The organism is Citrobacter sp. 21OH12SH02A-Citro (assembly GCF_027919895.1).
Taxonomy (GTDB): domain Bacteria; phylum Pseudomonadota; class Gammaproteobacteria; order Enterobacterales; family Enterobacteriaceae; genus Citrobacter; species Citrobacter braakii.
The window spans coordinates 2909761-2930126 of record NZ_CP114801.1; the positions used below are offsets into that span (position 1 = coordinate 2909761).

Below are 20366 nucleotides of genomic sequence, written 5' to 3' on the forward strand. Positions count from 1 at the left end.
ACTAATTCGGGTGCTCACAAAGTGGGGCTAAAAAATCGAACAACATACGTGCAGACAGCAGCGTGTCGCCACAGGTGCGTACGGGAATAACAGGCATTAACGCATTACAGACGACGATTTCATCGGCCTGCATAACCTCTTCCAACCCGGCATACACTTCGACAATGCTGAACGACGATTGTGCCAGCATCCGGATACAGAATTGTCGCATAATGCCGTTCACTCCGGCCTGATCCAGCCGGGGAGTGTAAACCACATCCCCCTTACGCCAGAACAAATTAGCCGCACAGCATTCCGTAACCCATCCCTCACTGTCAAGAACCAGTGCTTCATCAGCTGCCGTCTGCTCAAGATGAGAGCGAATCAACACCTGTTCCAGTCTATTCAGGTGCTTAAGTCCGGCAAGCAACGGATTACGCCCCAGACGCACTGGACTTAACGCCAGCGTTATCCCCTCCAGTCGCCAACGATCGTAATGATCGGGCCAGGCTGAAACAGAGAGAATACGTGTGGCACTGCGACAGTTTGCGCCGCTGTAACCACGGCCACCGCTACCACGGCTGATAATCACTTTTAACACGCCCCGCGCATGCCCTTGCGCCAGCATTTTCATTTCACTTTGCAGCTCTGACCAATCTTCGAAAGAGATCAGCAATTTTTGGCAGGCGTCTTGTAAACGCGCAAGATGCGCTGCAAAGAGGCAAATTTCGCCGTCAATAATACGCGCAGTGGTAAAACAGCCATCACCGAATTGGGTCGCTCGATCGCTTGCGGCCAGCATATTCTGCTCGCAGCCATTAATTAAGAACATGGTGGCTCCTTATTTCTGGTCCGCTAGTTTGGCAGGATGAACAACACAGGACAAGGGTGGAAAACCGAATAAAAAAAGGCCCGACAAGCGGACCTTTTTAAATTGCTATCGATGCTAACGCACCACCTGGCAGACTTAAATCTTTTTAAAGATCAACGAACCGTTAGTCCCGCCAAAGCCGAAGGAGTTACACAGTGCGTACTCCAGACCACTAACCTGACGCGCTTCGTGAGGTACGAAGTCCAGGTCACAACCTTCATCCGGGTTATCCAGGTTGATGGTTGGCGGAATAGCCTGATCGCGCAGCGCCAGGATAGAGAAAATAGACTCTACCGCGCCCGCCGCACCCAACAGGTGTCCGGTCATGGATTTAGTGGAGCTTACCATCACACGGCTTGCCGCATCGCCAAAGACAGATTTCACTGCCTGGGTTTCGGCTTTATCGCCAGCAGGAGTAGACGTGCCATGCGCGTTGACATAGCCAATCTGACCCGCTTCGATAGCAGCATCGCGTAGTGCGTTGACCATTGCCAGCGCAGCGCCCGCACCGTTTTCAGGTGGTGACGTCATGTGGTAAGCATCGCTGCTCATGCCAAAACCAACGACTTCAGCATAGATTTTTGCACCGCGCGCTTTCGCATGCTCGTACTCTTCCAGTACCACCATGCCTGCGCCGTCGCCCAGCACAAAGCCATCACGTTCTTTATCCCACGGACGGCTTGCCGCTTGCGGGTTATCATTACGTGTAGACAGCGCACGTGCCGCGCCAAAACCACCCACGCCCAGCGGGGTACTGGCTTTTTCTGCACCACCCGCAACCATCGCGTCTGCATCGCCGTATGCAATGATACGTGCTGCATGACCAATGTTATGCACACCTGAAGTACAGGCGGTCGCAATGGAGATGCTTGGCCCTTGCAGGCCGTACATGATGGTCAGGTGACCTGCCACCATGTTAACAATCGTTGACGGAACGAAGAACGGGCTGATCTTACGTGGACCGCCATTCACCAAAGAGGTGTGGTTTTCTTCGATCAATCCGAGACCGCCAATACCAGAGCCGATAGCGGCGCCAATACGGTGAGCGTTCTCTTCCGTAATTTCGAGACCAGAATCCTGCATGGCCTGAACGCCAGCGACAATTCCATATTGAATGAAAGCATCCATCTTGCGCTGTTCTTTGCGCGAGATAATGTCTTCACAGTTAAAATCCTTTACTAAGCCAGCAAATTTCGTTGCATAGGCGCTAGTATCGAAATGGTCGATCAGGCTGATGCCACTCTGACCGGCAAGGAGAGCTTTCCAGGTAGACTCTACGGTATTGCCGACAGGAGACAACATGCCCAGTCCGGTCACAACTACACGACGCTTAGACACGGTTGTCCTCCAGGGAGGGAAAATAATTCAAGTGGGATAAAAAGATAAAACTCAGGCGGTCGAATGACCGCCTGGAGATGTTCACTTACGCCTGGTGGCCGTTGATGTAATCAATGGCAGCCTGAACGGTAGTGATTTTCTCAGCTTCTTCGTCCGGAATCTCAGTATCAAACTCTTCTTCCAGAGCCATTACCAGCTCAACGGTGTCAAGAGAATCTGCGCCCAGGTCTTCAACGAAGGAAGCATTGTTGGTTACTTCTTCCTGCTTAACGCCCAGCTGTTCGCCGATAATTTTCTTAACGCGTTCTTCGATAGTGCTCATACTCTTAAATTTCCTATCAAAACTCGCTTTCGCGATGGTTTTCGTAGTGTATAAAATGTTGAAAAATTTGCAACTAAATCCCGGCAGGTCTTACCACGATTTTACGTTATTTTGAGGGCATTCACCCTAATAACGCAAATTTTTTTATCTCGTGGTTAAACCATGTACATCCCGCCGTTGACGTGCAAAGTCTCACCTGTGATGTAACTTGCTTCGTCAGAAGCTAAAAATGCAACCGCACTGGCGATTTCCTGAGCGCCGCCAAGGCGACCCGCAGGAACCTGCGCCAGAATACCCGCACGCTGATCATCAGACAGCGCACGCGTCATGTCCGTTTCAATAAAGCCCGGAGCAACAACGTTTACAGTAATGCCACGAGACGCAACTTCGCGCGCCAGTGATTTACTGAAGCCGATCAGACCCGCTTTCGCCGCAGCGTAGTTTGCCTGACCCGCATTTCCCATGGTACCAACCACAGAACCGATAGTGATAATACGCCCATGACGCTTTTTCATCATAGCTCGCATTACCGCTTTTGACAGACGGAAAACAGATGACAGGTTGGTTTCGATGATATCGTTCCACTCGTCATCTTTCATGCGCATTAACAGGTTATCACGAGTAATCCCGGCATTATTGACCAGGATATCGACTTCACCAAATTCTGCGCGAATATTTCCCAGAACAGATTCGATAGATGCCGGATCGGTCACGTTCAACATCAGACCTTTACCATTTGCACCCAAGTAATCGCTAATGGCCTGCGCACCGCTTTCGCTGGTTGCAGTACCGATAACTTTCGCGCCACGGGCAACGAGTGTTTCAGCAATTGCGCGGCCAATGCCACGGCTTGCACCGGTAACCAGCGCGACTTTTCCTTCAAAACTCATGGTCTTCCTCTTTTATTGCTCTAGCGCCGCAGATAATGCCGCCGGCTCATTCATTGCCGAAGCAGTCAGGGTGTCAACAATACGTTTCGTCAAACCGGTCAGAACTTTGCCCGGACCAACTTCATACAGGTGCTCTACGCCCTGGGACGCCATGAATTCAACGGTTTTAGTCCATTGAACCGGGCTGTACAGCTGGCGAACCAGCGCATCGCGAATAGCGTCTGCGTCTGTTTCGCACTTCACGTCGACGTTGTTCACAACCGGAACAGTCGGCGCGTTAAAAGTAATTTTTTGCAGTTCAACGGCCAGTTTCTCAGCAGCTGGCTTCATCAGCGCGCAGTGAGAAGGAACGCTGACCGGCAGTGGCAGAGCACGCTTAGCGCCAGCCGCTTTACAGGCTGCGCCGGCACGTTCTACGGCTTCTTTATGCCCGGCAATAACCACCTGACCCGGTGAGTTAAAGTTTACCGGTGAAACCACCTGACCTTCGGCAGACTCTTCACACGCTTTAGCGATAGCAGCGTCGTCCAGACCGATAATAGCAGACATGCCGCCAGTGCCTTCCGGTACCGCTTCCTGCATGAATTTGCCACGCAGTTCAACCAGACGTACGGCATCGGCAAAACCGATAACACCCGCACACACCAGCGCAGAGTATTCGCCCAGGCTGTGACCAGCCATCAGCGCAGGTGTTTTACCACCCAGCTGCTGCCATACGCGATAAAGCGCAACAGAGGCAGTCAACAGTGCTGGCTGCGTCTGCCAGGTTTTATTCAGCTCTTCGGCCGGTCCCTGCTGAGTCAACGCCCACAGATCATAGCCCAGCGCAGCTGATGCTTCAGCAAAAGTTTCTTCAACAATTGGGTAGTTTGCTGCCATTTCAGACAACATCCCAACGGTCTGGGAACCCTGCCCCGGGAACACAAATGCAAATTGCGTCATGTTTAAATCCTTATACTAGAAACGAATCAGCGCAGAGCCCCAGGTGAATCCACCCCCAAAGGCTTCAAGCAATATCAACTGCCCAGCTTTAATACGCCCGTCGCGGACGGCTTCGTCCAGCGCGCACGGTACGGAGGCCGCGGAGGTATTGCCATGTCTGTCGAGCGTCACGACAACATTATCCATCGACATACCCAGCTTTTTCGCGGTTGCGCTAATAATGCGGAGGTTTGCCTGATGCGGCACCAGCCAGTCCAGTGCAGAACGATCGAGATTATTTGCTTCCAGCGTTTCATCAACGATGTGTGCAAGCTCGGTCACCGCGACTTTAAATACTTCGTTACCCGCCATCGTCAGGTGAATCGGGTTTTCCGGGTTCACGCGATCGGCATTAGGCAGCGTCAACAGTTCGCCATAGCGACCATCAGCGTGCAGATGCGTAGAGAGAATGCCGGGCTCTTCTGATGCGCTCAGTACAACCGCACCTGCGCCATCGCCGAAAATAATGATCGTCCCGCGATCGGTTGGATCACAGGTACGAGCGAGGACATCTGAGCCAACCACCAGAGCATGCTTCACTGCGCCAGACTTAACGTACTGGTCGGCAACGCTCAGGGCGTAGGTGAAACCGGCACAAGCGGCTGCAACGTCAAACGCCGGACAGCCTTTGATCCCCAGCATACTTTGGATCTGGCATGCCGCACTTGGAAATGCGTGTGTGGATGATGTGGTGGCAACCACAATCAGACCAATTTGTTCTTTGTCGATGCCCGCCATTTCAATTGCACGGTTTGCGGCGGCAAAGCCCATCGTCGCAACTGTTTCATTTGGCGCTGCAATATGGCGTTCACGGATACCTGTGCGAGTGACGATCCACTCATCAGATGTCTCAACCATTTTTTCCAAATCGGCGTTAGTACGCACTTGTTCAGGCAGATAGCTGCCAGTACCAATAATCTTCGTATACATGTACGCTCAGTCACTTTTTGGTTATATACCGCCACGAGCAAATCGCTGATACGTTGGCAGCATTCACAAACGCACCGTTATCTGTGTGCTCGCGAGTTTGCGTTTTCGCCACCGTCCAGCAGTTCGAATCCAGCTGGGTATACAGATTCCAGGCGAGCGGCAATTCGCTGAGGAACTTGTCGCTGCACCGCCTGCACTGCCTGTTCAATCGCGACTTCAAATGCTCGCTGATTGGCCGCACCATGACTCTTAATCACCGTGCCGCGCAATCCTAACAGACAGGCGCCATTATACTGGTCGGGGTTGAGGTGACTAAATCGCCTTGTCAGGCTTTTTTGTAACCAACGTTTTAATAACAGCAGCCACCACGACCGTTTTTTGCCCTCACCCTGAGACTTCAGCAGTGAAAGGAACATTCTGACAACACCTTCCATCGTCTTTAATGTGACATTACCTGTAAAGCCGTCACAGACCAACACATCAGTTTTGCCAGTTAGTAACTCATTGGCTTCAAGATAGCCGATATAATTGATAGAAGGGATTCTTTTTAGCACTGCAGAAGCATCCCGAATACTGTCGAGACCCTTGGTTTCTTCTTCACCGATATTGAGCAACGCAACACGGGGATTGGCAATTCCAACCACCTCTTCTGCCAGCACGGAACCCATGACGGCAAATTGCACCAACATCGTGCTATCACAATCCACGTTGGCGCCCAAATCCAGCACCACCGTTTTGCCCTTTTGCTGATGGGGTAAAACCGTCACCAGCGCAGGACGCTCAATCCCCTCAAGGGGTTTGAGCAATAACTTCGCAAGACCCATTAGCGCACCTGTATTACCGGCGCTCACACAGGCTTCCGCTCGTCCTTCTTTCACGAGCTCCAGGGCAACGCGCATTGAGCTTCCACGACTGGCGCGAATAGCTTGCGAGGGCCGGGCATCACTGGCAATAACTGACTGAGCAGGGATAATCTGCAGACGTGAACTTTGTTCGAAGTCAGCTTTGGCAAGTAATGGCGTGATTGTATCGGGATCCCCGACTAAAAGAAGTGTGAGTTGCGAATTAGAATTCAGTGCCTGCAATGCTGCAGGCACTGTCACGGTAGGGCCAAAATCACCCCCCATGACATCTAACGCCAGGGTTAGACGTGTCAAGGTATCGTCGCTGCCCGGTTAGGTGTTTCCCCAGTTACCCGGGGAAAGCCTCACTAAGCTTCATCACGCGTGTGCTCTTTGTCTTTCTCACCGTAGCGGGAAAGCCATTGAGTCATGCGTGATTACTTAGCGATTACCTTACGGCCACGGTAAAAACCGTCGGCAGTGATGTGGTGACGCAGGTGTTGTTCACCAGAAGTTTTGTCTACAGACAGGCTGGTGACTGCGGTCAGAGCGTCATGAGAACGACGCATGCCACGTTTGGAACGGGTTGGTTTATTCTGTTGTACGGCCATGGACCTTACTCCTCAATTACTTACGCTTTAAGCTGGCTAATACGGCAAATGGGTTTGGTTTTTGCGCTTCATCAGGCAATTCGCCAAAGACCATGTCCGCCTCGGACACTTCACAGTGTTCAGAATCATGCACCGGAACTACCGGCAAGGAGAGGATAATCTCATCTTCAACCATTGCAAGCAGATCGATTTCACCGAATTCGTTAACCTCAATCGGCTCATACGCTTCCGGGAGTGCTTCAGCCTGCTCGTCAGAACGGACAGGACTAAAACAATATGTTGTGTGAACATGAAGTGGGAACGGTTTCCCGCAACGCTGACATTCGAGCGTAACCGACACCTTTGCATCACCGGTTATAACGGCAAGGCGCTGGTTATCGATAGCGAACGACATGGAGCATTCCACATCACTGTCCACACTGACTACAGAATCGGCGACACGCTCAACCAGATCAGAAGTATAGATACCTTCATAATCGAGGCGTTTCTGAGCCGTACGAACCGGATCAAGAGTCAGGGGTAATTTTACCTTTTGCATAGGGCGCGCATATTAACTTTGTAACGTCATATAGTCAAAGAAAAAGGCAGCCTGTGGTTGCCTTTTGCCAATAATTCGCACACATTGCGGGTCATCGACTTAAAATCGCTCAACACAAGCCATTACAGCCAGCTTGTAGGACGAAGTCCATAGTTTAAAATGGCTCTCATCAATACGCTATATGCGAGGGAAAAAATATGCCTCAACTTATTCTTGCTTCTACCTCTCCCTGGCGTCGCGCTTTACTAGAAAAACTGGCAATCCCGTTCGAATGCGCAGCACCAGAGGTTGATGAAACGCCGTTACCGGGCGAAGCCCCCCGGCACTTAGTCTTGCGACTGGCGCAGAAAAAAGCGCAATCTCTCGCCCACCGTTATCCATCGCACCTTATTATTGGTTCCGATCAAATTTGTGTTCTCGATGGTGAAATAACCGGCAAACCGTTAACAGAAGAAAATGCACGCCAGCAGTTACTCAAAGCCCGTGGCAATATTGTGACGTTTTATACCGGACTGGCGCTGTATAATTCTGCGACCGGACATTTACAAACTGAAGTTGAACCGTTCGACGTGCATTTTCGTCATTTAAGCGAAACGGAAATTGAAGATTACGTGCGCAAAGAGCGCCCGCTGCATTGTGCCGGTAGTTTTAAAAGCGAAGGATTGGGCATTGCACTTTTTGAGCGCCTGGAAGGTCGTGACCCAAATACTTTAATCGGTTTACCGCTAATCGCACTGTGTCAAATGCTGCGACGAGAAGATATGAACCCGTTAAAAGCCTGACGGGTTGACGGCTGTTTAGGCCTAATCCTGTAGGCCTGATAGGCACAACGCCATCAGGTCTACAGGTAATGCGCGATAATATCAATGCGCATCAGCCTTTACTGCGTAACACCTCGAGGCAGCGCTTCAACTGCTTATCCATTGGCGCTTCAATACGCATTACTTCCCCCGTCCCAGGATGAGTAAATTTCAACGCAGCGGCGTGCAAAAAGAGCCTGCTCAGCCCGGTATCCGCCAGTTGCTTATCGAACTCACGATCGCCATAGCGGTCGTCAAAGGCAATCGGATGTCCGGCATATTGTGTATGCACGCGAATCTGGTGCGTTCGTCCAGTCACGGGACTGCAGCGCACAAGCGTAGCGAACGCATAACGCTCTTCCACTTTAAAGCGTGTTTCCGATGGTTTGCCTTCCTGATTCACCCGCACAATGCGCTCGCCGCTTTGCAGAATGTTCTTTAACAGCGGGGCCTGCACGGTTTTGACATGGGACTGCCACTGGCCGCGTACCAACGCGAGGTAGTCTTTCTGCATGCCTTTTTCACGCAGTTGTTCATGCAACGAACGCAAGGCAGATCGTTTTTTGGCCACCAGCAGCACGCCGGAGGTATCCCGGTCGAGGCGATGCACCAGCTCAAGGAAACGCGCTTCCGGGCGCAGCGCACGTAAGCCTTCAATGACGCCAAAGCTTAATCCGCTTCCACCATGCACGGCCGTACCTGAAGGCTTGTTAAGCACCAGAATGTGGTCATCTTCATATAAAATGACATCGGTCAGCGCCGCGACCTTCTGCAAATTCGGTGAAATGGCCTCTTCTTCACGTTCAGCGACACGTACAGGTGGAATACGCACAATGTCCCCGTCTTCGAGTTTGTACTCGGGTTTAATGCGTTTTTTGTTCACCCGCACTTCGCCTTTACGCAAAATGCGATAAATCATACTTTTCGGCACGCCCTTGAGCTGGGTGCGCAAAAAGTTGTCGATGCGTTGCCCTGCTTCGTCGGCAGTAATGGCAACTGTTTTTACGGCTGGAGTCTCTGTTTTCATGGGGGCCGATTTTAAATAGCCATCAAGATTCGCGCCACACATTTTTCTATGCTTATATTAACTGCTATACCTTATTACTTAAGTTTGACATAGCCGATTTGGTGGTTATTAAAGCAATCACTACGCGGAAGTGAAAAAACTGTGAGTAACCGGGTGATAAATGGCAAAAGTCATCTTGCTATAACAAGGTTAGCAGTGGAATAATGAGGTTGTTTCCGTGTTGAATCTTGTTAAAACAAGAACTTTTCCGGAATGACCCAATTTTGCCCGACCGATCATCAACGCAGCAATGGCGTAAGACGTATTGATCTTTCAGGCAGTTAGCGGGCTGCGGGTTGCAGTCCTTACCGGTAAGTGCTCTATAGATTTCGCGTTGTAGGAAGGCGGCAAGTCTGGGAACCCCAGGTGCTTACTCCTGTAAGTGGTTGGGGTAAGAAGATGAAGCCAACGCACCCACAGCGTGAAAGACGATAAGCACAATGGAAGCTTCTCTGGAGAGTAACACCCAGACTGTTCCCCTGATAATTGCGCTGTGTTTCCGTATGAAATACAGGCAACCGACACTCTGCGCCTCTTTGAGCTGACGATAACCGTGAGGTTGGCGACGCGAATAGACACGAGGCCATCGGTTCACACCCGGAAAGGCATTACTCTGCCCGCAGCTTAGTCGTCAATGTAAGAATAATGAGTAAGTTACGATGAAAAGAATGTTAATTAACGCGACTCAGCAGGAAGAGTTGCGTGTCGCCCTTGTAGATGGGCAGCGTCTGTACGATCTGGATATCGAAAGTCCTGGACACGAACAGAAAAAAGCCAACATCTATAAAGGCAAAATTACCCGTATTGAACCGAGTCTGGAAGCTGCTTTTGTTGATTACGGCGCTGAACGTCACGGTTTCCTCCCGTTAAAAGAAATTGCCCGCGAATACTTCCCCGCTAGCTACAACTCCCATGGTCGTCCCAACATTAAAGACGTGTTGCGCGAAGGTCAGGAAGTCATTGTTCAGATCGATAAAGAAGAACGCGGCAATAAAGGTGCTGCGCTGACCACCTTTATCAGCCTGGCAGGTAGTTATCTGGTTCTGATGCCGAACAACCCGCGCGCGGGCGGCATCTCCCGTCGCATTGAAGGCGACGACCGTACCGAATTAAAAGAAGCGCTGGCAAGCCTGGAACTGCCTGATGGCATGGGGCTTATCGTGCGTACCGCAGGTGTCGGCAAATCTGCCGAAGCGCTGCAGTGGGACCTGAGTTTCCGCCTGAAGCACTGGGAAGCGATTCAAAAAGCCGCTGACAGCCGCCCTGCTCCGTTCCTGATCCATCAGGAAAGCAACGTTATCGTTCGCGCATTCCGTGACTATTTACGTCAGGACATCGGCGAAATCCTCATCGACAACCCGAAAGTTATGGAGATGGCGCGTCAGCACATCGCCGCGCTGGGTCGTCCGGATTTCAGCAGCAAAATCAAACTGTACACCGGTGAAATCCCGCTGTTCAGCCACTATCAAATCGAATCTCAAATTGAGTCCGCGTTCCAGCGCGAAGTGCGTCTGCCGTCCGGCGGCTCAATCGTTATCGACAGCACAGAAGCGCTGACCGCCATCGATATCAACTCCGCACGCGCGACCCGCGGCGGCGACATCGAAGAAACTGCGTTCAACACCAACCTTGAAGCAGCCGATGAAATTGCTCGTCAGTTGCGTCTGCGTGACCTCGGCGGCCTGATCGTAATCGACTTCATTGATATGACGCCGGTTCGTCACCAGCGTGCGGTTGAAAACCGTCTGCGTGAAGCCGTGCGTCAGGACAGAGCGCGTATTCAGATCAGCCATATTTCTCGCTTCGGCCTGCTGGAGATGTCCCGCCAGCGTCTGAGCCCGTCGCTGGGTGAATCCAGCCATCACGTATGCCCACGCTGCTCCGGCACGGGTACCGTACGTGATAACGAATCACTGTCGCTGTCTATTCTGCGTCTGATCGAAGAAGAAGCGCTGAAAGAAAATACGCAGGAAGTTCACGCTATTGTTCCTGTGCCGATCGCATCCTACCTGCTCAACGAAAAACGTACCGCGGTAAATGCCATCGAGACGCGTCAGAATGGCGTGCGCTGTGTGATTGTGCCAAACGATCAGATGGAAACTCCGCATTACTCCGTGCTGCGCGTACGCAAAGGGGAAGAAACACCAACCCTGAGCTACCTGCTGCCGAAACTGCATGAAGAAGCGATGGCATTGCCGACGGAAGAAGAGTTCGTCGAGCGTAAACAGCCAGAGCAGCCGGCATTGGCCACCTTTGCTATGCCAGAGGTGCCGCCAGCCCCTGCTTTGCAGGAACCTACTGCGAAGGCCGCCGCGCCTAAAGCCGCAGCAGCGACCGCGGCCGTCGCCGCGCAGCCAGGTTTGATTAGCCGTTTCTTCGGCGCACTGAAGTCCATCTTCAGCGGTAGCGAAGAAGTGAAACCGGTTGAACAACCTGCGCCGAAAGCTGAAGAGAAAACCGATCGCCAGCAGGATCGTCGTAAACCGCGTCAGAACAATCGTCGCGACCGTAACGATCGTCGTGATAATCGCGACAACCGTGGCGAGCGTGATAACCGTAACGAGCGTTCAGAAAGCGGCGAAAACCGTGAAGATAACCGCCGTAACCGCCGTCAGTCGCAGCAGCAAAATGCGGAAGCGCGCGATAACCGCCAGCAGTCTACTGAGGTCGCCGACAAAGCGAAATCCGGTGATGACCAGCAGGCTCCGCGTCGCGAGCGCAACCGCCGTCGCAACGATGATAAGCGTCAGGCGCAGCAGGAAGTTAAAGAGCTGAACCTGGCAGAACAACCTGCGCAGGATACCGAGCAGGAAGAGCGCGTTCGTCAGCCTCAGACTCGCCGTAAACAGCGTCAGCTGACTCAGAAAGTTCGTTACACAGACAGCCCGGCTGTTGAAGCCGAAGTCGCTACTGCCGAGGTGGTCACTGAAACGGCTGTCGCTCAACCAACTGAACAGCCCGTACCGGCACAGCGTACTGAACTGGCGAAAGTTGATCTGCCTGCCGTCGTTGCGACTGAGCAGGAAGACAACAGCGAAGCGCGTGACTCTAATGGTATGCCGCGTCGTTCCCGTCGCTCACCTCGCCATCTGCGCGTCAGTGGACAACGCCGTCGTCGCTATCGTGACGAGCGTTACCCGGTTCAGTCGCCGATGCCGTTAATGGTTGCCTGCGCATCTCCAGAATTAGCGTCCGGTAAAGTCTGGATCCGCTACCCTGTTGCTCGTCCTCAGGATCAGCAGGTTGCAGAGCAGCGCGAGCAGGAAACGCCAGTCGCCGTAGAGCCTCAGGTTGCTGCAGCTGCCGTTGAGCATATTGTGAACGCCCCTGCGTCGGTTGAAACCGTACAGCCAGAGGTGGTCATTGCTGAACCTCAGGCTACCGTCGTTGAAACCACGCATCCGGAAGTCATCGCTACTCCGGTCGAGGAACAACCGCAAATTATCGCTGAATCTGACGCGCCTGTTGCTGAGGATACCGCGGCGAAAGCCGAACCTGTCGCTGAAATTGTGGCTGCGCCGGTTGTCGAAGAATCTGCGGAGGTTGTTATTTCTCAGCCTGAAGTGGCTGAAGAGATTGCCGAGGTTGTGGAAACAGCGCCAGTGGCTGAAGAAGTTGCCGCGCCGCAAGAGGTTGTTGCCGCACCTGTCGTCGAAGACACAGTCGCTAAGGCTGAAGTTGTCGCAACCCGCATTGACGCAGAACATCTTCACAGCCACGCGGCCGCCCCGATGACCCGTGCTCCGGCACCAGAGTATGTGCCTGAAGCGCCGCGTCATAGCGACTGGCAACGCCCGGAATTCACCTTTGAAGGTAAAGGTGCCGCAGGTGGACACAGCGCCACGCACCAGGCGACTGCGCCAGCAACGCGCCCGCAGCCCGTTGAGTAAGTCATAATCAACATCAAAGCCGACCTTCGGGTCGGCTTTTTTTTATCTCTGCTCTACGCACTGGCAAACTGAGAAGGCGTGGTTACGCTGGCAATCTTTAGCGGTGCGATTGCGTGGGAAATAAGATTAACGGGGAATCTGTCGCTGAGAAAATAACAGTGGCCTAAAAAAATGCCCGCTCCGGGGTGTTAAAGGAGCGGGCAGACAAACATATCCAGTTTCATGATATGTTCAAAAAGGTGTTACCGGTTCAGTTGAAATAGCGACATTCCCTGCATATCGGTAAACGTTTTGTACGATGCCTGCAGTGCGGCCTGCTGCATCACGTAGGACGAAATCGCTGCGTTCCAGTCAACATCCACCAGATTGCTCATCTGCTGAGTCTGGCCCAATGCGCGATCGGCGCCCAGTGAATCCAGTGAACTTAACTCGCTGAGCTGAGTCCCTAATTCTGCACGAACAGAAAGCACGTTATTCAGTGAATTTTTCAGGCCACGACTGGTTTTATCAATGGCTGCAGAGGCAGTAGCTTTTGCCGCGTCATTACCCTCAATCGGGGTTTTGAGCGCATCAATAGCGGTATCCAGCATTTTGAACAGGTTCTTTTCCTGAGTACCGCCGCCTGGTTCCGGTACGGCATTGCTGGTCAGATTAACAAATACTTTATCGCCAGTATGACCAATCACCATGGTACGGGAGGCATCGACCTGCTGGGTCACATTTGTTGTACCGCCGCTGTAAGCGCCATCTGCCTGAGCAAATGGTGCAGATTCTGTTTTATATCCGCCAAAAATATAGCGCCCATTACCGTCGGTGCTGTTCGCCAGGTTCATCAGTTGATCGCGGATCCTCTGCAGGTCGGTGGCCAGCGATGCACGGTCGTCATCGCTTAACGTGCCATTCGCAGCATAGACAATTTTTTCCTGCGCGGTCTGAATTGCCGTCGTTACCTGACTCAGTACGTTCTCTTCCAGCGATACTTTTTGCGTCGCAAATGAACGCGCCAGCGTATATTGGCTGTTCTGCGCCTGTGCTTGAGAAAGCACCACGGCCTGCGAGGCGGCGATCGGATCGTCAGATGGGTTAATCACACGTTTGCCCGTTGACATCTGCTCGCCGAACTTCATCCATTCAGCCTGAGAGTTAGTGATGCCACGCATATTCTGCTGGTACATCATCTGGGTGCTGATACGCATTGTGTCCCTCTCCCTTAGCGAATATTAATCAGTGCATCAAACAGCGCATTTGCAGTTTGCAGCACTTGCGCGTTAGCCAGGTAATACTGTTGGTAGCGCTGTAAGTTACCGTATTCTTCGTCGAGGTTGACGCCGGAAATAGACTGCTGCTGCTTATAAAGCTGCGTTACCACGTTGTTCTGGGTAATGGCGCTGGTTTTCAGCGTCGCGGTTTTGTTCCCGACATCGCTTACCAGCGTGGCATATGCATCGTTGAAGGTCTTATTACCCACGGTAGCTTTGGTCTGCAGATCCAGCAGTTTCTGACCGTTACGGTTATCGCTTTTTCCCTTATCAATATCCGGGTCCGGATCATTTTTTGAGACCTGGGCCATGGCGATTTTCGACTCATCGGTCACCATGACTTTCATATCAACAACGGCGTTACTGACAGGTTTCACTGTGAAGCTGTCATTTGCTTTTGCGCCAGTATTTACGGTGATTTCCATCCCGTCAAAGGACATCTTCCCACCGGTAACGGTAGCTTTGAAGCTGGTATTATCCGCCAGGCGAGTAACCTGCCAGTCCGTCCCGTCATAAACGATTTTATAATCGGTCGCCTGTACAGCAGAGCTGTCGGTAATCTTCGCGCTTAACGATCCTGTTCCTGTATTTTTAGCGTTGTTGAATACTGCCGGGCTACCGATAGCAAAGAAATCCTTACCCTGATCGCCGTTCGCGTCAAAACCCTCTTTATGCTGGGTGTTAAACGCATCGGCAAACGCCAACGCCAGTTGGCCCAGCGTGTTACGCGTCTGGTCAAGCTCTTGAGAACGGAAGGTCAACAGCCCGCCCAGTGAACCGGTATTCAACAGTTTTTCGGGAATTTCAACCTCGCCGGCAACCCCGTCGACGTAGGCCACTGTGGTACGATTGGGATCGTCACTGGAGGGCACAGCCGCCAGCTGTCGTGCATTGCTGCCCTGCACCAGTGAATAGCCGTTCGCCATGGTTATGTTGTAAGTCCCGCCGTCCTGAACGCTGACTTCAACACCAACAATCTGGTTTAGTTCACTGACCAGTTGGTCGCGCTGGTCGAGTAAATCGTTAGGCGATGCGCCCGCGCCGACGCCGGTCAGACGGGAAATCTGATCGTTGAGGCTGGCAATCTGTTTTGAATAGTTGTTGATCTGGTCAACGCTGGCCTTGATCGCAGTATTAACCTGCTTGTCTTGATCGCGCAGATACTGGTCGGTTGTTCTGAACTGGTTGACTAAACCATCAGCTTTACCGATCAGCGCCTGGCGCGCCGCCGGGTCTTCCGCGTTACTGACAAGGGTTTGCAGGCTGGTAAAAAAGTCCTGCATTGAGGTCGAAATGGAACTGGTTTTGCTGGAGAGCAGATTGTCGATTTTCGACATTTGTTCATAGCGCGTTGTCAGGCCGCTGCTTTGGTTCTGCGCGGCACGTAACTGATTCGTGATAAAGGAGTCATACTCGCGCTGTACGCCAGAAACATAGACGCCATTGCCAACCCAGCCCCCCGCACCCAGCGTGCTGTTCGCTTGCGCCATAATTGTCGTTTGACGGGTGTATCCGGCAACGTTATAGCTGGAGATGTTATTACTGGCAGAATTCAACGCGGCCTGCGCTGCGGCGAGTCCACTCATCGCGTTATTAATCAAGCTGGACATGGAGGTTCCTTGTAATCCTTCAATACTCGTTATTATCGGCAGCAGGTTGGTAGACTTGAGCTATTTAAAAGAGATTATCGATATTCGTACTGTAGGTTTTGCTCACTTTTTCGCTCATCGATTTCAACTGCTGGATCATGCTGGTTAATTTACGCGCATAGTTAGGGTCAGTCGCGTAACCAGCATTCTGCAAAGCCTGTGCCCCCTGCTCGGCGGTAGCAGCGGCGGTTACCGCCGCATAGCGCGGGTTACGCGATATCAGACCGACATAATCCGACAGTGCCTCAAGGTAAGAGCTATAGACGCGGAATCGGGCTTTCACCTTTTTCGCCTCGCCGTTTTCATATTCGGTGGTGGTGATTTCGGTGGTTGGGCCTTTCCAGCTTCCCGAAGCCTTCACGCCAAAAATGTTAAAGCTCGGTTCACCGTTCTCACGGCGGATTTGTCGCTGGCCCCATCCGGACTCCAGCGCCGCCTGCGCCAGAATCAGATGATGCGGAACCCCGCTTTGCTGACTTGCCAGCTTAGCCGGCAGCGATAGCTGGGCGAGGAAGTCTTTGCTGTCACCTGACAGCGGCTCATCATTGCTTTCCGTCGCGCGGGGAATGGCTTTACGGACCAGTTGCGTCAGCGCCTGGTTTTGATAGCTGGTCACCGTTTCCAGAGAGAACTTCATTGGCACCTGCGGCGCATCGTCTGCGGGTTGCGCCTGCCCTTCAGTCATCTGCTTAACCATCATTTCAGCCAGTCCCAGACCTTTACCTGCGGTCATCTGCTGCGCAATTTGTTGGTCATACATGCTGGTATACAAACGTGTTGAATCACTGCTAAAAACGCCATCTTTCGGCAGCGCTTCACGCATGCTTTTCAGCATCATTTGTACGAACATCCCTTCAACCTGACGGGCAACCGGGCGGATATTCGCCGCCGGGTCCTGACCCGCTTTCGCTTTCAGTTCGTTCAGTGATTGCGCATCCCAGGCGGCACTGGTCAGCAGTTTGCTGTCACCAATCATTAGATGATTTCCAGTTTGGCGCGTAAGCATCCCGCACTCTGCATCGATTGCAGAATGGACATCAGATCCATCGGCGTTGCCCCTAGCGCATTAAGCGCACGCACAACATTGTTCAGGTTGGCGCTGGAACGCACGCTTTGCAGCGAACCGCCGCTCTGGCGCAGATCGATCTGGGTTTGAGGTGTCACCACGGTCTGTCCACCGCCAAACGGTGTATCCGGCTGGCTGACGTTCGCCTGGCGGTTTACCGTAATCGACAAGTTGCCTTGCGCGACGGCACAGCTATCCAGCGTGACTTCACGGTTCATAACGACGGATCCGGTGCGCGAGTTGATAATCACTTTCGCATCCTGCGGCGTGACATTCACCTCCATATTCTGGATGTCAGCAAGGAAACGCACCTGCGAACTGTTGCCGCTTGGCACGCGTACCTGAATCGTCCGGGCGTCCAGCGCAGTGGCGCTACCAAAGCCGCGCGAACGGTTAATGGTGTCGGTTATCTGCTGCGCCATAGTGAAATCTTCATTATTGAGCTGCAGATTAATGGTGTTACCGCCGCCGAACTGGCTGGGTAATTCACGTTCGATGGTCGCGCCGTTGGTAATACGTCCGCCATTGAGCTGGTTTACCTGTACGCTGCTGCCACCCGCAGCCGCGCCTGCACCGCCTACCAGAATATTCCCCTGCGCCAGCGCATATACCTGGCTATCGACCCCTTTCAGCGGGGTCATCAACAACGTTCCGCCGCGCAGGCTTTTGGCGTTCCCCATGGAAGAGACCACCACGTCAATGGTTTGCCCCTGACGACCAAAGGCCGGGAATTGCGCGGTCACCATCACCGCCGCCACGTTTTTCAACTGCATATTGGTGCCGGTTGGCACGGTAATTCCCAACTGCGAAAGCATGTTGTTGAGCGTTTGCGTAGTAAACGGCGTCTGGGTGGTCTGGTCACCCGTGCCATCCAAACCGACCACCAGCCCATAACCGATCAACGAGTTTTCCCGCACGCCCTGAACGCTGGTCAGGTCACGAATACGGTCGGCATGCGCAAAGGTGGTTATCAGCACCAGTACCATTCCAACTAAAGATTTAAACACTGGCTACCTCGCTTACATCGGCGACAAGTTAAGGAAGAAACGCTGCAACCAGCCCATATTCTGCGCTTCATTGATGTAGCCGTTGCCGACATACTCAATACGTGCGTCCGCAACCTGAGTTGACGGTACGGAGTTACTGCCACTGATGGTGCGCGGGTTAACGACCCCGGAGAAGCGAATGAATTCAGTGCCCTGATTAATGGCGATCTGTTTTTCACCCACAACATGTAAGTTACCATTCACCAGTACCTGGTCGACCGTTACGGTCAGCGTACCGCTGAAGGTATTGCTGGCGTTCGCGCCGCCTTTACCGTTAAAGGTGTTACCGCCTGAAGCTTCTACGTCAGCACGCTCGTTGCCAAACAGTCCTTGCAAATAACGCGGTACGGTATCAAAACCAAAGTTGGTTTTGCCGTCGCGGCTGGCATTAGCCGAAGAACTTTTGCTCGCGCTGACGTTTTCCTGCAATACGATGGTCAACGTATCGCCAATATTGCGCGGACGGCGGTCTTCGAATAGCGGCTGATAACCGTAGTTAATCGGTTGGGCCGACTGGAAGATTGATCCATTCGCCACCGGCGTCGGGCCAGGAACAGGCTGGGCAGACGTTGCGCCCTGCACGAGGGGCGTGGCCGGGATCCAGGCGCATCCTGTCAGTGAAACCACCAACAGGGCTAAAATTGGGTATGGGTGAAGCGCGTATTTTCGCATTGCGGTCATCTTCAAAATCAGTGTGCCGGTGAGGCTTTCACCCCACCGGGCCACACTTTAGAGTTGCGTCAGTTTTTGCAGCATCTGATCGGTGGTCGATACCGCTTTACTGTTGATTTCGTAAGCGCGCTGAACCTGGATCATGTTTACCAGCTCTTCCGCCACGTTGACGTTAGAGGTTTCAACATAACCCTGGTACAGCAGACCCGCGCCGTTCAGCCCCGGAGTGCTCTCATTCGGCGCACCGGATGACTGCGTTTCGGTGTACAGATTCTCACCAATGCTTTCCAGACCGGTATCGTTCATAAAAGTAGTCAGGTTAAGCTGCCCAACCTGAACCGGTGCTGCCTGGCCCTGCTGGGTTACGCTGACGATACCGTCGCGTCCAATGGTGATACTGAGCGAGTTAGCCGGGATGGTGATAGCCGGCTGAACCTGAAAACCACCCGCAGTCACCAGTTGACCGTTCTGATCCACCTGGAAAGAACCGTCACGGGTGTAGGCGGACGTGCCATCAGGCAGCATGACCTGGAAAAAGCCCTGCCCTTTAATCGCCACATCTTTACTGTTGTTGGTCTGCGACAGGTTCCCCTGGCTGTGTAAACGCTCGGTCGCGACCGGGCGCACACCGGTACCAATCTGCAAACCAGACGGCAGTGTGGTTTGTTCAGAAGACTGTGCGCCAGGCTGGCGAATCGTCTGGTACAACAGATCTTCAAACACGGCACGTTGACGCTTAAATCCGTTGGTGCTGACGTTTGCCAGGTTGTTGGCAATCACATCCATGTTGGTTTGCTGCGCATCCAGGCCGGTTTTGGCGATCCATAATGAACTGATCATAAAATGTCCTGTATTAACTCATCGACAGCAGTTGGTTGGCGCGACCCGCGTTATCATCCACGCTACTGATAATCTTCATTTGCATTTCGAAACGACGGGCGTTGGCAATCATGTCACTCATCGCGGCTACCGGCTTAACGTTACTGCCTTCCAGCACACCCGACATAACGCGAATGCTGGGGTCGGCCTGTAACGTAGCGCCACGGGTAGCCTGCGCGGCCTGAGTCAGACGGAACATACCGTCATCGCCACGTTGCACTTCACTCCCCGTGGCCTTCACCAGTTTCAGTCGCCCAACTGGCGCAACGGTGTTAGCCGGATCGCCAGGGTTGAGCGCCGAGATCGTGCCGTCTGCCGCAATGGTGACTTCTGAACCTTCCGGTACGGCTATTGGTCCGGCTTCGCCAATCACCGGGTGTCCCTGAATGGTCAGCTCCCCCGTAGGGCTTACCTGAATGGCGCCATTTCGGGTATATCCTTCGCTACCGTCCGCGGTCTGCACAGCCAACCAGCCATCCTGTTGCAGCGCCACGTCCAGCGGACGTGAGGTATAGTCCATCTGACCCGGCGTCATATCGGCCCCCGGCGTGGAGGCCACCACCAGCGTACGCGTCGGTAAAGACAATCCTTCAACGGGAACCGCGCGCAGCGCATTGAGTTGCGCACGAAAACCCGGCGTTGAGGCGTTTGCCAGGTTGCTGGCCGTCACCGCTTGTTGATTCAGCGTCTGACTGGCCGCGCCCATGGCGGTATAAATTGCGTGATCCATTAAGCCA

Annotated in this window: 19 protein-coding genes; 2 read left to right on the forward strand and 17 right to left on the reverse strand. The window is 53.0% G+C overall.

Going from position 1 to position 20366, the window contains the following annotated elements:
- Position 1: 1 nt before the first annotated feature.
- From pabC to yceD, 9 genes are all read right to left on the reverse strand, one after another.
- Positions 2–811 (reverse strand): aminodeoxychorismate lyase, encoded by an 810-nt coding sequence (pabC, locus tag O6D90_RS14195; protein ID WP_016156193.1) that lies wholly within the window; start codon positions 809–811, stop codon positions 2–4.
- Between the two features lie 135 nt (positions 812–946).
- The gene (fabF, locus tag O6D90_RS14200) at positions 947–2188 is read right to left on the reverse strand and encodes a beta-ketoacyl-ACP synthase II (RefSeq protein WP_003036260.1); all 1242 of its coding nucleotides are present in this window, start codon (positions 2186–2188) and stop codon (positions 947–949) included.
- A gap of 85 nt (positions 2189–2273) precedes the next feature.
- Complete coding sequence (acpP, locus tag O6D90_RS14205) at positions 2274–2510, reverse strand: acyl carrier protein (protein ID WP_000103754.1); 237 nt, start codon at positions 2508–2510, stop codon at positions 2274–2276.
- Positions 2511–2665: 155 nt separating this feature from the next.
- Positions 2666–3400, reverse strand: coding sequence for a 3-oxoacyl-ACP reductase FabG (gene fabG, locus O6D90_RS14210; protein ID WP_016152641.1), 735 nt, complete (start codon positions 3398–3400; stop codon positions 2666–2668).
- Positions 3401–3412: 12 nt separating this feature from the next.
- The gene (fabD, locus tag O6D90_RS14215) at positions 3413–4342 is read right to left on the reverse strand and encodes an ACP S-malonyltransferase (RefSeq protein ID WP_016156192.1); all 930 of its coding nucleotides are present in this window, start codon (positions 4340–4342) and stop codon (positions 3413–3415) included.
- Between the two features lie 15 nt (positions 4343–4357).
- On the reverse strand, positions 4358–5311 hold the full coding sequence (fabH, locus tag O6D90_RS14220) for a beta-ketoacyl-ACP synthase III (protein ID WP_016152639.1): 954 nt from the start codon (positions 5309–5311) through the stop codon (positions 4358–4360).
- A gap of 77 nt (positions 5312–5388) precedes the next feature.
- Positions 5389–6468 carry a phosphate acyltransferase PlsX gene (plsX, locus tag O6D90_RS14225; protein WP_071600302.1) on the reverse strand — a complete coding sequence of 360 codons (1080 nt, stop codon included), beginning with the start codon at positions 6466–6468 and terminating at the stop codon, positions 5389–5391.
- 122 nt (positions 6469–6590) lie between these two features.
- Positions 6591–6764 (reverse strand): 50S ribosomal protein L32, encoded by a 174-nt coding sequence (gene rpmF, locus O6D90_RS14230; RefSeq protein ID WP_003036242.1) that lies wholly within the window; start codon positions 6762–6764, stop codon positions 6591–6593.
- Positions 6765–6780: 16 nt separating this feature from the next.
- Positions 6781–7302 carry a 23S rRNA accumulation protein YceD gene (yceD, locus tag O6D90_RS14235; protein ID WP_003036239.1) on the reverse strand — a complete coding sequence of 174 codons (522 nt, stop codon included), beginning with the start codon at positions 7300–7302 and terminating at the stop codon, positions 6781–6783.
- A gap of 197 nt (positions 7303–7499) precedes the next feature.
- On the opposite strand from yceD, the gene O6D90_RS14240 reads away from it, so the two are divergent.
- Positions 7500–8084 (forward strand): Maf family protein, encoded by a 585-nt coding sequence (locus O6D90_RS14240; protein ID WP_016152637.1) that lies wholly within the window; start codon positions 7500–7502, stop codon positions 8082–8084.
- Positions 8085–8175: 91 nt separating this feature from the next.
- On the opposite strand, the gene rluC is transcribed toward O6D90_RS14240, so the two are convergent.
- The gene (gene rluC / locus O6D90_RS14245) at positions 8176–9129 is read right to left on the reverse strand and encodes a 23S rRNA pseudouridine(955/2504/2580) synthase RluC (RefSeq protein WP_049259723.1); all 954 of its coding nucleotides are present in this window, start codon (positions 9127–9129) and stop codon (positions 8176–8178) included.
- A gap of 698 nt (positions 9130–9827) precedes the next feature.
- Here rluC and rne point away from each other — a divergent pair.
- Positions 9828–13058: a ribonuclease E gene (gene rne, locus O6D90_RS14250; protein ID WP_016156190.1), complete on the forward strand. Its 3231-nt coding sequence runs from the start codon at positions 9828–9830 to the stop codon at positions 13056–13058.
- Between the two features lie 242 nt (positions 13059–13300).
- Here rne and flgL read toward each other — a convergent pair whose 3' ends face one another.
- From flgL to O6D90_RS14285, 7 genes are all read right to left on the reverse strand, one after another.
- A complete protein-coding gene (gene flgL, locus O6D90_RS14255) occupies positions 13301–14254 on the reverse strand; it encodes a flagellar hook-associated protein FlgL (protein ID WP_271143122.1) in 954 nt (317 codons plus the stop codon).
- A gap of 14 nt (positions 14255–14268) precedes the next feature.
- Positions 14269–15927: a flagellar hook-associated protein FlgK gene (gene flgK / locus O6D90_RS14260; protein WP_016152633.1), complete on the reverse strand. Its 1659-nt coding sequence runs from the start codon at positions 15925–15927 to the stop codon at positions 14269–14271.
- 64 nt (positions 15928–15991) lie between these two features.
- The gene (gene flgJ, locus O6D90_RS14265) at positions 15992–16942 is read right to left on the reverse strand and encodes a flagellar assembly peptidoglycan hydrolase FlgJ (RefSeq protein WP_016152632.1); all 951 of its coding nucleotides are present in this window, start codon (positions 16940–16942) and stop codon (positions 15992–15994) included.
- Positions 16942–18018, reverse strand: coding sequence for a flagellar basal body P-ring protein FlgI (locus O6D90_RS14270; protein ID WP_019076467.1), 1077 nt, complete (start codon positions 18016–18018; stop codon positions 16942–16944). Before O6D90_RS14270 ends, flgJ begins: the two co-directional genes overlap by 1 nt.
- 33 nt (positions 18019–18051) lie before the next feature.
- Positions 18052–18750 carry a flagellar basal body L-ring protein FlgH gene (gene flgH / locus O6D90_RS14275; protein WP_016152630.1) on the reverse strand — a complete coding sequence of 233 codons (699 nt, stop codon included), beginning with the start codon at positions 18748–18750 and terminating at the stop codon, positions 18052–18054.
- A gap of 57 nt (positions 18751–18807) precedes the next feature.
- Positions 18808–19590: a flagellar basal-body rod protein FlgG gene (flgG, locus tag O6D90_RS14280; RefSeq protein WP_003036202.1), complete on the reverse strand. Its 783-nt coding sequence runs from the start codon at positions 19588–19590 to the stop codon at positions 18808–18810.
- Positions 19591–19603: 13 nt separating this feature from the next.
- Complete coding sequence (locus O6D90_RS14285; RefSeq protein WP_016156188.1) at positions 19604–20359, reverse strand: flagellar basal body rod protein FlgF; 756 nt, start codon at positions 20357–20359, stop codon at positions 19604–19606.
- Between the last annotated feature and the right edge of the window lie 7 nt (positions 20360–20366).

Coding starts and splice junctions, on each gene's coding strand:
- pabC (WP_016156193.1), bottom strand. CDS start 811: ATGTTCTTAATTAATGGCTGCGAGCAGAATATGCTGGCCGCAAGCGAT.
- acpP (WP_000103754.1), bottom strand. CDS start 2,510: ATGAGCACTATCGAAGAACGCGTTAAGAAAATTATCGGCGAACAGCTG.
- fabG (WP_016152641.1), bottom strand. CDS start 3,400: ATGAGTTTTGAAGGAAAAGTCGCGCTGGTTACCGGTGCAAGCCGTGGC.
- fabD (WP_016156192.1), bottom strand. CDS start 4,342: ATGACGCAATTTGCATTTGTGTTCCCGGGGCAGGGTTCCCAGACCGTT.
- fabH (WP_016152639.1), bottom strand. CDS start 5,311: ATGTATACGAAGATTATTGGTACTGGCAGCTATCTGCCTGAACAAGTG.
- rpmF (WP_003036242.1), bottom strand. CDS start 6,764: ATGGCCGTACAACAGAATAAACCAACCCGTTCCAAACGTGGCATGCGT.
- yceD (WP_003036239.1), bottom strand. CDS start 7,302: ATGCAAAAGGTAAAATTACCCCTGACTCTTGATCCGGTTCGTACGGCT.
- O6D90_RS14240 (WP_016152637.1), top strand. CDS start 7,500: ATGCCTCAACTTATTCTTGCTTCTACCTCTCCCTGGCGTCGCGCTTTA.
- rluC (WP_049259723.1), bottom strand. CDS start 9,129: ATGAAAACAGAGACTCCAGCCGTAAAAACAGTTGCCATTACTGCCGAC.
- rne (WP_016156190.1), top strand. CDS start 9,828: ATGAAAAGAATGTTAATTAACGCGACTCAGCAGGAAGAGTTGCGTGTC.
- flgL (WP_271143122.1), bottom strand. CDS start 14,254: ATGCGTATCAGCACCCAGATGATGTACCAGCAGAATATGCGTGGCATC.
- flgK (WP_016152633.1), bottom strand. CDS start 15,927: ATGTCCAGCTTGATTAATAACGCGATGAGTGGACTCGCCGCAGCGCAG.
- flgJ (WP_016152632.1), bottom strand. CDS start 16,942: ATGATTGGTGACAGCAAACTGCTGACCAGTGCCGCCTGGGATGCGCAA.
- O6D90_RS14270 (WP_019076467.1), bottom strand. CDS start 18,018: ATGGTACTGGTGCTGATAACCACCTTTGCGCATGCCGACCGTATTCGT.
- flgH (WP_016152630.1), bottom strand. CDS start 18,750: ATGCGAAAATACGCGCTTCACCCATACCCAATTTTAGCCCTGTTGGTG.
- flgG (WP_003036202.1), bottom strand. CDS start 19,590: ATGATCAGTTCATTATGGATCGCCAAAACCGGCCTGGATGCGCAGCAA.
- O6D90_RS14285 (WP_016156188.1), bottom strand. CDS start 20,359: ATGGATCACGCAATTTATACCGCCATGGGCGCGGCCAGTCAGACGCTG.